Source organism: Acidocella sp., assembly GCF_035535915.1.
Lineage (GTDB): Bacteria > Pseudomonadota > Alphaproteobacteria > Acetobacterales > Acetobacteraceae > Acidocella.
Genome location: NZ_DATLPB010000110.1, coordinates 1 through 13,350, shown reverse-complemented (window position 1 = coordinate 13,350; position 13,350 = coordinate 1). Strand labels below are relative to the sequence as shown.

General features: G+C 65.4%; 12 protein-coding genes and 1 pseudogene. 6 read left to right on the top strand and 7 right to left on the bottom strand.

Going from position 1 to position 13,350, the window contains the following annotated elements; translation table 11 throughout:
• Positions 1-53: 53 nt before the first annotated feature.
• Positions 54-221, top strand: coding sequence for a hypothetical protein (locus VNC39_RS14600; protein WP_325400379.1), 168 nt, complete (start codon positions 54-56; stop codon positions 219-221).
• A 148-nt stretch (positions 222-369) separates the two neighbouring features.
• Here the strand turns inward: VNC39_RS14600 and VNC39_RS14595 are convergent, their stop codons facing one another.
• From VNC39_RS14595 to VNC39_RS14565, 7 genes are all read right to left on the bottom strand, one after another.
• Positions 370-1,164, bottom strand: a complete 795-nt coding sequence (locus VNC39_RS14595; protein WP_325400378.1) for a S49 family peptidase — start codon at positions 1,162-1,164, stop codon at positions 370-372.
• A 199-nt stretch (positions 1,165-1,363) separates the two neighbouring features.
• Complete coding sequence (locus VNC39_RS14590) at positions 1,364-2,575, bottom strand: cyclopropane-fatty-acyl-phospholipid synthase family protein (RefSeq protein WP_325400405.1); 1,212 nt, start codon at positions 2,573-2,575, stop codon at positions 1,364-1,366.
• Positions 2,576-2,839: 264 nt separating this feature from the next.
• Entirely contained in the window at positions 2,840-3,403 is a 564-nt protein-coding gene (gene rplI / locus VNC39_RS14585; protein ID WP_325400377.1) for a 50S ribosomal protein L9, read from the bottom strand.
• Between the two features lie 13 nt (positions 3,404-3,416).
• Positions 3,417-3,692: a 30S ribosomal protein S18 gene (gene rpsR, locus VNC39_RS14580; RefSeq protein ID WP_325400376.1), complete on the bottom strand. Its 276-nt coding sequence runs from the start codon at positions 3,690-3,692 to the stop codon at positions 3,417-3,419.
• On the bottom strand, positions 3,692-4,165 hold the full coding sequence (gene rpsF / locus VNC39_RS14575; RefSeq protein ID WP_325400375.1) for a 30S ribosomal protein S6: 474 nt from the start codon (positions 4,163-4,165) through the stop codon (positions 3,692-3,694). The genes rpsR and rpsF overlap by 1 nt, the downstream gene beginning before the upstream one ends.
• Positions 4,166-4,515: 350 nt before the next feature.
• Entirely contained in the window at positions 4,516-7,056 is a 2,541-nt protein-coding gene (locus VNC39_RS14570) for a bifunctional acetate--CoA ligase family protein/GNAT family N-acetyltransferase (RefSeq protein ID WP_325400374.1), read from the bottom strand.
• Positions 7,053-8,591 (bottom strand): acetolactate synthase large subunit, encoded by a 1,539-nt coding sequence (locus tag VNC39_RS14565; RefSeq protein WP_325400373.1) that lies wholly within the window; start codon positions 8,589-8,591, stop codon positions 7,053-7,055. The genes VNC39_RS14570 and VNC39_RS14565 overlap by 4 nt, the downstream gene beginning before the upstream one ends.
• Positions 8,592-8,749: 158 nt before the next feature.
• On the opposite strand from VNC39_RS14565, the gene VNC39_RS14560 reads away from it, so the two are divergent.
• The 5 genes and pseudogenes from VNC39_RS14560 to VNC39_RS14540 all read left to right on the top strand — a co-directional run.
• Positions 8,750-10,249: a replicative DNA helicase gene (locus VNC39_RS14560; RefSeq protein WP_325400372.1), complete on the top strand. Its 1,500-nt coding sequence runs from the start codon at positions 8,750-8,752 to the stop codon at positions 10,247-10,249.
• A gap of 205 nt (positions 10,250-10,454) precedes the next feature.
• Positions 10,455-11,531 carry an alanine racemase gene (gene alr, locus VNC39_RS14555; protein WP_325400371.1) on the top strand — a complete coding sequence of 359 codons (1,077 nt, stop codon included), beginning with the start codon at positions 10,455-10,457 and terminating at the stop codon, positions 11,529-11,531.
• Positions 11,528-12,313 (top strand): MlaE family ABC transporter permease, encoded by a 786-nt coding sequence (locus VNC39_RS14550; RefSeq protein WP_325400370.1) that lies wholly within the window; start codon positions 11,528-11,530, stop codon positions 12,311-12,313. Before alr ends, VNC39_RS14550 begins: the two co-directional genes overlap by 4 nt.
• Positions 12,310-13,080, top strand: coding sequence for an ABC transporter ATP-binding protein (locus VNC39_RS14545; RefSeq protein ID WP_325400369.1), 771 nt, complete (start codon positions 12,310-12,312; stop codon positions 13,078-13,080). The genes VNC39_RS14550 and VNC39_RS14545 overlap by 4 nt, the downstream gene beginning before the upstream one ends.
• Positions 13,081-13,249: 169 nt before the next feature.
• A pseudogene (locus VNC39_RS14540) lies at positions 13,250-13,350 on the top strand (IS1595 family transposase); the annotation flags it as partial.

The following is a 13,350-nucleotide window of genomic DNA, read 5'->3' as shown; positions in this document are numbered from 1 at the left end:
GCAACGCTCATGCTCCGGCTGGCGCAACGAAAAATAAGCCGGGGGATCAATGAATGGCGACTGAAACCAACCAGGGTTCATCTTCGACCCTGCCGACCGTGGAAGACATGAACAACGCCTCCAAACGGGGCTGGGACGCGTTCACGAAATTCCTGGCCGGCAATGTGGCGCTGACCGTTTTGGTGCTGGTGCTGATCGCGCTGCTGACGGTGTGGCGGTAGGCAAGGAGAGAAAGGAAGCGCTACTTTTTGTGAACAAAAAGTAGCAAAAAAACTTTGCTAACTTTGGGCCCGTGCGGTTTCACCGCCTCAGGCCCAGTTTAAAGAAAGTTTTTGCGCCGCTTTTTTCAAAAAGCGGCTGCTTTCCTTCTTATCGCAGCCCGGGCACGTAGATGCGTTCCTCGGCCACGTCGAGCGCCGATTCCACGGCTGTACGGGTGATCAGGCGCAGCAGGCCGCGTGGGGGGCGCGGGTGCAGCCAGACCGGCCGGGCTTTCTTGCCGCCGAGTTCCTTCACCAGCGTGTCGATATCGGCGAGCCCGTCGATCAGCCCCAGTTCCTTGGCGCGGGCGCCGCTCATATAGCCGCCGTCGAATATTTTCGTTTCGTCAGCGGTGAGCCGCGCGCCGCGCCGCTCGCGCACCCAGGCTTTGAACATGCCATGGGCCTCTTCCAGGAGGTCGCGGGTGAATTCCGCGTCTTCGGGGCGCAGCGGCGAGAACATTTCCATCCGCGCCTTGTTTTCCCCCGCGGTGAACAACCGGCGTTCGATGCCGTGCCGCGCGATGAATTTGTCGAGTCCGAACCCGCCGGTGATCACGCCGATCGAGCCGACGATGGAGAGGCGGTTGGCGTAGATCTTGTCCGCGGCGCAGGCGAGCCAATAGCCGCCCGAGGCGCCGACATCGCCGATCACCGCGGTCACGTTTACCCCGCTCTCCACGGCCTTGCGGCGGATGAACTGGCCGATCAGGTCAGACTGTGCCGCCGAACCGCCGGGGCTCTCGATCGCCAGCAGCAGATGTCTGGATTTTTTCGCAAGCTGGAAGCCGCGTTCAATCGGCGCGGTGTAGGCGCTGAGATTGATCATCCCCGGCCGGGCGGCGATGATGCCGCGCAGCACGAGGACGGGGATTTTCGGTTTCGACCAGGGAAACAGGTTCATGCCCCCGAGTGTAGAGCGGCCCCGTGCCGTTGCAACGTCACAGGCCCAGACTCAAAAAAGTTTTTGCGCCGCTTTTTTCCGGAGGCGGATGATTTTAGAGCGGATCGCGTAGCGATCCGCTCTAAAATCTGAATCCGCCTCCAGATAAATAAGTTAGAGCGCGATGTATCATCGCGCTCTAAAAGCGGCTGCTTTCTTTCTACTCCGCGGCGGCGGAAAGCCGGTTCGCGGCGCGTTCGGTTTCGAACATGTAGTCGCGGGCCAGCGGCACGGCATTCTGGTCGCGCACCATCTGGATCTGGAAGTTCATGTGATCGGACAGGCGGAAGGAGAGTTCGGAACCGGAAAGGTAGAACTCGAACATCCGGCAGAAGCGCTCATCGTACAAAGCGGCGATGGTGGCGCGGTTGGCGGCGAAGCGGCGGCGCCAATGCGCCAGCGTCATCGCGTAATGCAGGCGCAGGATTTCGATATCCGTGGTGCGCAGCCCCGCGCGCTCCAGCGGCCCCAGGACTTCCGACAGCGCCGGCGAGTAGCCGCCGGGGAAAATATATTTGGCGATCCAGCTATTGGTGGCGCCCGGCCCGTCGAACCGGCCGATCGAGTGCAGCAGCATCACGCCGTCCGGCTTCAGGCAGCGTTTCACGGTTTCGAAGAAGGCCTGGTAATTCGGCACGCCGACATGTTCGAACATGCCGACCGAAACGATGCGGTCGAACTGGCGCTGCATCGCCCGATAATCGACCAGCTCGAATTTCACGCGGTCGCTGAGGCCGGCGGCGGCGGCGCGGGCCTTGGCCGCGGCCAGCTGCTCCTCGGAGAGGGTGATGCCGGTGACGCGGGCGCCGAACTCCTGGGCCAGCGTCAGCGCCATGCCACCCCAGCCGCAGCCGATGTCCAGCACTTCCAGATCCGGGCGGTCGAGTTTCAGCTTCGCCGCGATATGGCGCTTCTTGGCGATCTGCGCTTCTTCCAGGGTTTCATCGCCACGCGCGAAATAGGCGCAGGAATATTGCCGGTCCTGGTCGAGGAACAGCGAATAGAGCTGGCCGTTCAGGTCATAATGGTGCGCGACATTGTTCTTCGAGCGCACCGCGTTGTTGGCCTGCAAAAGCGGGCGCAGGACGCGCAGGAACTTGGCGTTGAACTCCAGCGCCGGGATTTTGTAATCGTTGGTGTTGTCCATCAGCACGACCAGCACGTCGTGGATCGACCCGCTCACCGGCACCAGCGTGCCGTCCATATAGCATTCGCCGACCGCCATGCCCGGATTCAGCGCCAGGCGGCGCAACGCGGCGTTGCTGGTGATCCGAATGCCCGTCTGGGTGCCGGCGGCGTTACCGTAATGGCTCTGCGATCCATCGGGCCAGACGACCTGGAAGCCGCCGCGGCGAATCGCGCCAGCTAACATCCTGTCCAGCAAATTCTTGAAGAGCCAAGCCACGTCTCTCTCCGTTCGATTGGTCAACGGTCACCAGGTAACCTGCACGTAATTAAGTGTCACGCTGATAAAAAAAAAGACCCTGAAACGGGAACGGCCCCTGCATTTCGTGCAGGGGCCGTTCTATTTAATATGCCGATCGAAACGACCGGTAGAGCTCTAAGCTATCTATCTAGAGGCGGATTCAGATTTTAGAGCGGATCGCTACGCGATTCGATCTAAAATCATCCGGCTCTAGGCCTGCTCGGCCGGGGCCTCTTCCTCACCGAAGAGCGGGCCCAGTTCCGGACGCTCTTCCGGCTCGGCAGTGATCGCCTCGCCGCGCGCCTGCTTCTCGGCTTCTTCGAGAGAGCGGGCCACGTTCACCTTCACGTCGATGATGACTTCCGGGTGCAACGCAACGCGCACCGCGGCGATGCCCAGCATCTTGATCGGGTGGTTGAGCACGACCTGCGAACGCTCGATGGCGAGGCCCGCGACGGTGCTGGCTTCGGCGATGTCGCGGCTCGAGACCGAACCGTACAGCGCGCCGGACTCGGAGGCCTGGCGGATCAGCGTGACGCTGAGGCCCTGCACGCGTTCGGCGACGCGCTCGGCCTCGTCGCGACGCTTCAGGTTCTGCGCCTCGAGATGGACGCGTTCACGTTCGAAACGCTCGCGGTTCGCCTTGGTGGCGCGCACGGCCTTGGCCTGCGGCAACAGATAGTTGCGCGCGTAGCCGGGCTTCACTTTCACGACTTCGCCCATCTGGCCGAGCTTCTCGACGCGCTGGAGCAGAATCAGTTCAACAGCTGCCATGGTCCTGTCTCCCTTAGGTCAGCACGTAGGGCAGCAGCGCCAGGAAGCGCGCACGCTTGATGGCCTTCGCCAGCTCACGCTGCTTCTTGCCGGACACCGCGGTGATGCGAGACGGAACGATCTTGCCGCGTTCGGAGAGGAAGCGGGACAGCAGACGCACGTCTTTGTAGTCGATCGCCGGCGCGCCCGGACCCGAGAACGGGCAGGACTTCTTGCGGCGGAAAAACGGGCGGCGGGCGCCCACGGCCGGGCGGCGCGCCGCCGGGTTCAGTTCGGTGGTTTCGGACATCAGCCTTCCTCCTCGACGCTGTAATCGTCACGGTCGGCGCGGAACTCGTCGCGTGCGCGGAATTCCTCGCGTTCATCGAAGCCGCGCTTGCGGCCGCTCTCAAAGCGCCCGGCCGGCTTCGGCCCACGGAAGGTCCGCTCGCGGTCGTCGGATTTGCGGGACAGGATCACCGAGGGCTCCTCGGAGATTTCGTCGACGCGCACGGTCATGAAACGCAGCACGTCTTCATTCAGGCTGAGCTGGCGCTCCATTTCCCGAATGGCGGTCGGCTGGGCGTCGAGGCCAAGCAGCACGTAATGGCCCTTGCGGTTCTTTTTGACGCGGTAGGCGAGGTTGCGCAGACCCCAATATTCGCGCTTCTTGACGGCACCGCCGTCAACTTCCAGCTGCGCGATCACGGCATCGGCGACGGCGTCGGCCTGTGCCTGGGTGATTTCGCTGCGGGCAATCACCACAGTTTCATATAACGGCATATGTGCTCCCTTCGGTTGGTTTTCAGCTCCGGTCCAGGTCTGGACCTCCCATGAGCGGGACGAGCAATAGCCGGGCGCGATGCCACGCACCCGGCAGGGGAGGCGAGCCTGTCGCACGAATCGGCGCGATTGGCAAGGGAAGGAAGCAGCCGCTTTTTGAAAAAAGCGGCGCAAAAACTTTTGTGACGCTGGGCGGAGGGGCTGAAGGTTCCGGCGGTGCGTAGCACCGTTGGAATAGCCCTGGAGGGCATGGGCTGTGTCGACGCCAACGCCCATGACCCAGAGTAATCAAAGTTTTTTTGCTTCTTTTTGTTCACAAAAAGAAGCGCTTGCCTTCCTTTCTCTTGGGCTTAGCTCAGCGTCAGCCTGGCCTCCATCAAGTCGGTCTCGCCCGGGATATGCGCGAGGGTGAAGCCGAGCCGCTGGACGAAAGCGAGCATCGGCGCGTTGTCGGCCAGGATCTGGCCGGAGACGTCGGCGACGCCCTGGGCTCGGCCCCAGTCGAGCACCGCGCGCATCAGCGCCGTGCCCAGGCCCAGCCCCTTGGCCGCCGGCTCCACCGCCACCGCGAACTCGGCCTGCGTGCCGTCGGTGTCGCTGCGCACCAGCCGTGCCGTGCCGGCGGTCTCGCCGGTGGATTCGCGCACGGCGATGATCGCCATCTCCCGGGCATAGTCGATGTCCGTGAGGCGGTTGATTTGTTCGGGCGGCATGCTGCGGATCGCCGAGAAGAAGCGGTAGCGCAGATCCTCGACGGTGAAGCGACCGAGCATCGCGGCATGGGCGTCGGCATCCTCCGGGCGGATCGGCCGCAGCAGGAAGTTCTGGCCCTTGGCCGTGTAATGGCTGATCAACTCGCTCGGATAGGGCGAGATCAGCAGCGGCGGCCGCTGGGCGCCTCGCGGGCGCAAGGTGATGCGGGCGCTGGCGGCGACCACCCCGCGTGCGTGCGCGAAAACCGGGTCCAGCTCCAGCGCCAGGATCTCCGGCCGGTCGATGATGAGCTGGCTCACGCGCACGATCGTCGCGGCCACGGCCTCGAGATCGGCCGCCGGGCTGCCGCGATGCGCGGCCAGCGAGGCGGCGGCGGCGGAGCGTGTGATCAGCGCCCGGGCCAGCACCAGGTTGAGCGGCGGCAATTCGGCGGCGAGACCGGAGACATCCTCAGGATCGCCGGCGCCGACGCCAAAGCCGATGACCGGCCCCAGGATCGGGTGGTCGCTGACGCGGATGCGCAGCGGCCGCCCGTTTGCCTGCGTCTGCACCAGGAACGCAGTGGTGGCCAGCGTCGGGTCCTGGGCCGCGAGCCGGGTGCGCATTTCCGTCACCGTGCGGTGCACGGCCGAGGCGTCCGGCACGTCGAGGGCGATCGAGCCGGCCAGCCGGTTCACCGGCATGCTGGGGTGCACCGCCTTGAGCACCACGGGAAAGCCGAGTTCGCGTGCCGCCGTGGTGGCTTCGGCGGGGGTGGTGACAAGCCGGCTCGGCAGCACCGGGATGTGATAGGCGGCGAGCACCGCCAGCGCTTCGTCCTGCACCAGCGCCTCCTGGCCGGCTTCATAGGCCTGTTCGACCAGCGTTTTCGCGGCCGCCTGGTTGGGTGGCATGCGCAGCACGGCGGAGGAGGGCAGCTCGCGCGCGGCGGCGCGGTTCTCGCGGTTGCGCAGCAAATGGCGGAACCCGGAAATCGCTGCTTCCGGCGAGTCGAAGCTGGCCAGCCCCGCCGCCGCCAGCTTGTGGCGGTGCGCGAGCCCGTTGGCCTCGCCGAGCGCGGCGATCAGCAACGGCACGGTGACCGTCTTCGCGCAGGCGATCAGCGCCTCGATGGCCACGCTGTCATCGCCACCCGACGGTGTATGCACCACCAGAATGCCGCCGACCTCGGGCGCCGACGAAAGCAAGGCGGCCAGATCGGCGAGCCGGGTCGGCACATCGCCGGTATGGAGCAGGCCGGTCTGCGGGGGTGGCGCGCCCGTGCTCATGGCCAGCACCTGCTGTGTTTCCGGCGAAAACGACGCCAGGGAGATGCCGTTGTCCAGCGCGAAATCCGCCGCCAGCCGGCTCGCCGCGAATGAGTTGCCGATGATGGCCAGGCTCTCGCCGCGCGCCGGTTTCACCCGGGTCAGCGTTTCCGCGGCGGCGAGCAATTCGCCGATCGAATTGGTCAGCAGCACGCCGGCGCGGGAAAAGGCGGCCTCCAGCGTGTTGCGCAAATTGCCCTGCCGGTCGCGCAGCCGCACCCCCGGGGCGATGGCCACCACCGGGCGCAGCCTGGCCGCGGCGCGGGCAGCCGAGTGGAACAGTTTCGGGTCGCGCAGTCGGTCGATCTCCAGCAGGATCGCGGTGGTGCCCGGATCGCGCGAGAGATGGTCCAGCACCAGGCCGAAACCGATATCGCTGTTGCCGCCGATGCCGACGATGTGGCTGAAGCCGACGCTGTTCGGGACAGCCCAATCGATGATGGTGCGCGCCAGTGCCGGCGACTGGCCAATCAGGGCCAGCCGGCCGCGCGGCGGCGTGAGGGTGAAAATCGAGGCGTTGAGGCCGAGGCCGGGCAGCACCATGCCGTAGGAATGGGGACCGAGCACGCGGATGCCGGCCTCTTTGGCGAGGCGCGCCAGGTCCGGCGTGTCGCAGAGCACGAGCGCGCCGCGCGCGCCGCGTGCCGCATGGCGCCTCAGCGCTGCCCCGACATCTTCCGGCGCGTCGGCGACGAGCGCCAGGTCGACATGCTCCGCCTCGTCTTCGAGGGCGATCGTGCCGGCGAAATTTCCCGCGCGCAGATGCGTGAGCACGGTCTGGCCGAGCGGCGTCTCCGCGCCGCTCAGGCCGACGCTGGCGGGATGAAAGAACAAAGCAGGGTCGAAGCGGCGTTTCGAAGGAATATTCATATCATCAGTTCGATCAAATAGGGGCCGGAGCGGTCGAAGCTCGCGGCCAGCAGGGTGTTGAGGTCGTCGAGCGAAGCGGCGCGCGCCGCCGGCACGCCCATGCCCCCGGCCAGCTGGCACCAGTCCAGCGCGGGGCGGGACAGGTCCATCATGTCGAGGGCGGTGCGGCCGGGATTGGCGCCGACATTGGCGAGTTCGCCGAGCAAAATGGCATATTTGCGGTTGGCGAAGATGATGGTGGTGATATCCAGATGTTCGCGCGCCTGGGTCCAGAGCGCGGACAAAGTGTACATCGCGGAGCCGTCCGCCTGTAGCCCCACCACCCGCCGGCCGGGGGCGGCGACGGCGGCGCCGACGCTCATCGGCAGTCCGTCGCCGATCGCGCCGCCGGTCAGCATCATCCAGTCATGCTTCGGCGCCGCGTGCGTGTTGGCGAAGAAGCCGCGCCCGAAAGAGATCGCCTCGTCGATGATGATGGCGTTGTCCGGCAGCAGCGCGGCGAGTGACTGGGCGAAGCCTTCCGGCGTCACGGCGCCGGCGGCCATTTGGGGGCGCGGCGCGGCGGCGGGCACGGTGACCGCAGGGGTGCCGAGATAGGCGCGCAGGCTGGCCAGTGCCGCCGGGCCGTCCTGGTCCGGCCCGGCCAGCACATGCACCTGGCAGGCGGTGGGGTAGAGCCGGCCGGGCTTGTCCGGATAGGCGAAAAACGACACCGGCTCGCCGGTGTCTACCAGCACGATCTGTTTGATGCCGGCGAAGGCCGCGATGCCCTCATCGATCGGGTAAGGCACGCGTTCGACCGGCACGCGCCCCTGGCCGCGGGCGATGCGCGCGGTGGAGCGTTCGGCCAGCAGCCGCGCTCCGGTATGCTGTGTGATGCGCCAGGCATCCAGCAGCGGCGCTTCGCCCAGGCTGCGGCCGCCGACCAGCAGCAAGGTGGGCAGGCCGTTGGTGAGCATCGAAGCGGCGGTTTCCACGGCGCGGGTGGAAACCGGCCTGGCCGGTGCGGGCGCGGCGGCCTGCGCCACCACACCGCCTTCGTCCCAGGCGGTGTCGGCCGGTAGAATCAGTGTGGCCACGCGGCCGGGATAGGTGTGCGCTGCTTCGATCGCGGCGGCGGCGCTTGGCCCCACTTCCGCGGCACTGCGGGCGCGGTGGACGAAGGCGGAGACGGGCGCGGCGAGCCCTTCGACATCGGCGGTCAGCGGCGCGTCCAGCGGGCGGTGGTAGTTCGCCTGGTCGCCGACGATGTTCACCACGCCCGAGAAAGCGCGCCTTGCATTGTGCAGATTGGACAGGCCGTTGGCGAGGCCCGGTCCGCAATGCAGCAGCGTCGCGGCGGGCTTGCCGGTGACGCGGTAATACGCATCGGCCGCACCGGTCGCCACCGCTTCGTCCAGGCAGAGCACGCAGCGCAGTCCTGCGATGCGGTCGAGTGCTGCGACGAAATGCATCTCGCTGGTGCCGGGGTTGGCGAACACGGTGTCGACCCCAGACTTGAGCAAGGTGTGGACAAGAGCTTCGGCGCCATTCATGCAGTTGATTCCCTCAAAATTCGAAACAACGTCGCGTTAATGCACAGGTTTTCCACAATGTGGGGCCAAGTTGTCCACGGAGTGATCCACTTGTCTAACCATTGTCTAATGCCCGACCTAGAAGACAGCGATGGCGGAGATGGTTTATGTGTCATCGGATGACTTCGATTGATACCTCACTTCTCGGTCTTTCCCAACGGCTGCCGCCCAGCAACAGCCAGGCCGAGCAGGCGCTGCTCGGCGCGCTGCTGGCCAATAACAAGGCCTATGAGCGGGTTTCCGAATTTCTCACCCAAGAGCATTTCGTCGACCCGGTGCATGCCCGCATCTACCAGGCCATCGCCCGCCGCTGCGAGGCCGGGCAGATCGCCGACCCGGTCACGCTACGCGGCGAGTTCGAACATAGCGGCGTGCTCAACGAAGTCGGCGGTACCGCCTATCTGGCGCAGCTGCTCTCCTCCATGGTCGGCATCATCAATGCCGGCGATTACGGGCGGGTGATCCGCGACGCCTGGCTGCGCCGACAGCTGATCGATATCGGCGAGACGGTGGTGAACCGCGCCTTCGGCGCCGACCCGGAGCTGGACGGCGCGGGGCAGATCGAGGCCGCCGAGCAGACCCTGTTCAACCTCGCCACCAATGGCGGCGGCGAAGGCAAGGGCTTCACCTTCAAGGAGGCGCTGACCGAGGCGATCAACATCGCCTCGAAGGCCTATAAGAACCAGGGGGCGGTCTCGGGGCTCGATACCGGCCTGCGCGATCTGAACAAGCGCACCGGCGGTCTGCACCCCTCCGACCTCGTGATCCTGGCCGGCCGTCCCGGCATGGGTAAGACCGCCTTGGTGACTAAGATCGCGTTCGGCGCCGCCAAGGCGATGCTGGCCAATGCGCGCGTGGAAAACCCCAACGCCCTGGCGCAGCAATGCGTTGCCGTCTTCTCGCTGGAAATGAGCGCCGACCAGCTCGCCACGCGTCTCCTCGCCGAGGAGGCGCGGGTGTCGGCGGACAAAATCCGCCGCGGCGAGATCTCGGCGCGGGATTTCGATAATTTCGTGAAGGTCAGTCGGGACATTTCCGATGTGCCGATCATCATCGACGACACCCCGGCAATCACCCTCTCGGCGCTGCGCACGCGCTGCCGCCGGTTGCAGCGCACCCAGGGGCTCGGGCTGGTCATCGTCGACTATCTGCAACTGATGCGCCCGGCCGCGGGGACACGGCCGGAGAGCCGCGTGCTCGAAATCAGCCAGATCACGCAGGGTTTGAAGGCCATTGCCAAGGAGCTGGCGGTGCCGGTGATCGCGCTGTCCCAGCTCTCCCGTTCGGTGGAAAGCCGCGACGACAAACGCCCGCAACTCTCCGACCTGCGCGAATCCGGCTCGATCGAGCAGGACGCCGACATGGTGATGTTCATCTATCGCGACGAATATTATCTGGCGCAGCGCGAGCCCAAGATCACCGCCTTCGAGCGCGACGACAAATATCAGGAGGCCATGGAGAAATGGAAATCCGACATGGCCGCCGTGTACCAGAAGGCCGAACTGATCGTCGCCAAGCAGCGCCATGGTCCCACCGGCAAGATCGATTTGTTCTTCGAGGGCGAATTCACCCGCTTCGCCGATCTCGACCAGGTGCATGATCGGGATGCGCCGTTTTAGCGAAAGGAAGTAAGCAGGCGCTTTTTGAAAAAAGCGCCGCAAAAACTTTTTGTTTACGCTGGGCCTGAGGCGGTGAAACCGGACGGGCCTGAAGTAAACAAAGTTTTTTTGCTTCTTTTTGTTCACAAAAAGAAGCGCTTCGCCTTTGCCTCCCGCTTGAGGCCATGCCAGACCAGTTACATGCAATGCCTCGGGAACATCTGAAGTGACCGCGCTGTTGGAAATCGATCTCGACGCGATTGCCGCCAACTGGCGGGCGCTGGACGCCATGCATGCCGGGCACACCGCGGGCGTGGTGAAGGCCGATGCTTACGGGCTGGGGGCGACGCACGTGGCGCCCAAGCTGCTCTCCATCGGCTGCCGGCATTTCTTCACGGCGCATCTTTCCGAGGCGCTTTCCATCCGCGTCCTGGTGCCGGGCGCCATGCTGGCGGTGCTGAACGGCATTCTGCCCGGCGAGGCGGCGGAATTTTCCGCGCGCGGCATCGTGCCCGTGTGTGGCGCGCTGCACGAGCTGGCGCTGTGGCGCGCCGAGGCGCAGCGGCGCGGAGAGGCGCTGCCGGTGATTCTGCATGTCGACACCGGCCTGGCGCGGCTCGGGCTTTCGGCGCTCGAACTGGCGCGGCTGCGCAACGATTCGGGGCTGCTGGACGGGCTCCGGGTCGAGTATGTGATGACGCATCTGGCCTGCGCCGATAGCCCGGACGACCCGATGAACGCGCGCCAGGCTGCCGCCTTCGCCGCCGCCATGCGGCAGTTCCCCGGCGCCAAAACCAGTTTCGCCAATTCCTCCGGCATGTTTCTCGGCCCGGTCTTCGGGTCCGACCTGGCCCGTCCGGGAGCGGCCCTCTACGGCATCGATCCCGGCACCGAAAGGGGCAGAAATCCGATGCGGCCGGTGCTGCGGCTGAGTGCGCCGATTTTGCAGATCCATGAGGTCGCGCCCGGCGAATCGGTCGGTTATGGCGGCGACTGGACGGCGCAGCGGCCAAGCCGCATCGCCACAATCGGCGTCGGCTACGCCGACGGGTTTCATCGCTCGCTCGGCAACCGCGCCACCGCTTATTTTGACGCTACCCCGGTGCCGCTGGTAGGCCGGGTGTCGATGGATCTGACCACGTTCGACATCACCGGTCTGCCCGGCCTGCAACCGGGCGACCGCCTGACATTGATCGGGGACCGGCACGGGCCGGACGAACTGGCCCGGGAAGCCGGCACCAACGGTTATGAGATCCTCACCTCTTTGGGGCGCCGTTACCAACGGCGGTATGGCGGCGCATGAAGTTTCTGCTGAGTCCGGTTGCCGGCATCGGGGCCACGGTGCTGGGAATGCTCGCGTGGCTGGGCGAGTTGACCCTGTTTGCTCTGTCCGGCCTCTCGCATATCTGGCGGCCGCCTTTCTATCCCCGCCTGGTCGGCCGCGCGTTCATGGAGATCGGCTTCTACTCGCTCCCCGTGGTGGCGCTCACCGCTTTGTTCACCGGCATGGTGCTTGCGCTGCAATCCTATACCGGCTTTTCCCGCTTCGGCGCGGAAAGCGCGATCGCCAGCGTGGTGGTGCTCTCGGTCACCCGCGAGCTCGGGCCGGTGCTGGCCGGGCTGATGGTGGCCGGGCGGGCCGGGGCGGCGATGGCCGCGGAACTGGGCACCATGCGCGTGACCGACCAGATCGACGCGCTCTCCACCCTCTCCACCGAGCCGATGAAATATCTGGTGGCGCCGCGGCTGCTGGCCGGGATCATCGTGCTGCCGCTGCTGGTGGTGCTGGCGGACATTATCGGCGTGCTCGGCGGCTTTCTCGTCGCCACGCAGAAACTCGGCTTTACCCCGGACACGTACCTGATCAGCACCTTCACCAATCTGCGCAGCAACGACGTGATCTCCGGCCTGATCAAGGCGGCGGTGTTCGGCTTCATCATCGCGCTGATGGGCTGCTTCCAGGGCTACCGCTCCCGGGGCGGCGCGCAGGGCGTGGGCGCCGCCACCACCGCGGCGGTGGTCAGCGCTTCGATCATGATCCTGGCGCTGGACTATGTCTTGACCCAGGTGCTGTTCTCCAAATGACCCAGCCGAAACTCCGCATTCGCGGGCTCAAGAAGGCGTTCGGCGACAAACGGGTGCTGGATGGGATCGATCTCGATCTCATGCCCGGCACCGGCACGGTGGTGATCGGCGGCTCCGGCACCGGCAAATCGGTGCTGATCAAATGCATTCTCGGCCTGGTCACGCCCGATACGGGCATCATCGAGATCGACGGCGAGGACGTGCTGAAGGCGCCGCGCCACCGCGCCCGGCAATTGCGCGCGCAGATCGGCATGCTGTTCCAGAACGGCGCATTGTTCGACAGCCTGCCGGTCTGGGAGAATGTCGCGTTCGGCCTGTTGGCGGGGAAAAAAATCCGCCGGGCGGCGGCGCGGGACAAGGCGGCCGAGGTGTTGGCCCAGGTCGGGCTGGATGCCTCGGTGGGCGCGCTTTCGCCGGCGGAGCTTTCCGGCGGCATGCAGAAGCGCGTGGCGCTGGCGCGGGCCATCGCCGCGGAACCGGCGATCATGTTCTTCGACGAGCCGACCACGGGGCTCGACCCGATCATGGGCGCGGTGATCGACGAGCTGATCGTCGATTGCGTCAAGCGGCTCGGCAGCACCTCTCTCTCGATCACGCACGACATGGCGAGCGCGCAACGCATCGCCGACCGCGCGGCGATGCTCTATGAGGGCCGCGTCTCCTGGTCCGGCCCGGCCGCGGACCTGCTCACCACCGCCGACCCGGTGGTCGACCAGTTCACCCACGGCCGCGCGCAGGGGCCGATCAAGATGGCGCTAAGGCGGTAAGAGAAGGCAAAGAGAAGCGAAGCAAGAAAGTGCTACTTTTTGTGAACAAAAAGTAGCAAAAAAACTTTGTTATGCTGGGCCATGGGCGTTGTCGGTGACACAGCCTCTGGTCCAGCATAACAAAAATTATGGGGCTGTCCCAGATCCTGAGCGGATCTAGGATGGTTTTATGGACCTAAGGTACTGTCGTTTAACGGAAAAACAGCAAGATCGTCTGGCTGAGTTTTTTGTGGCTGGCGTGACGGCACGTACGGCGGCGGATTTGCTGGG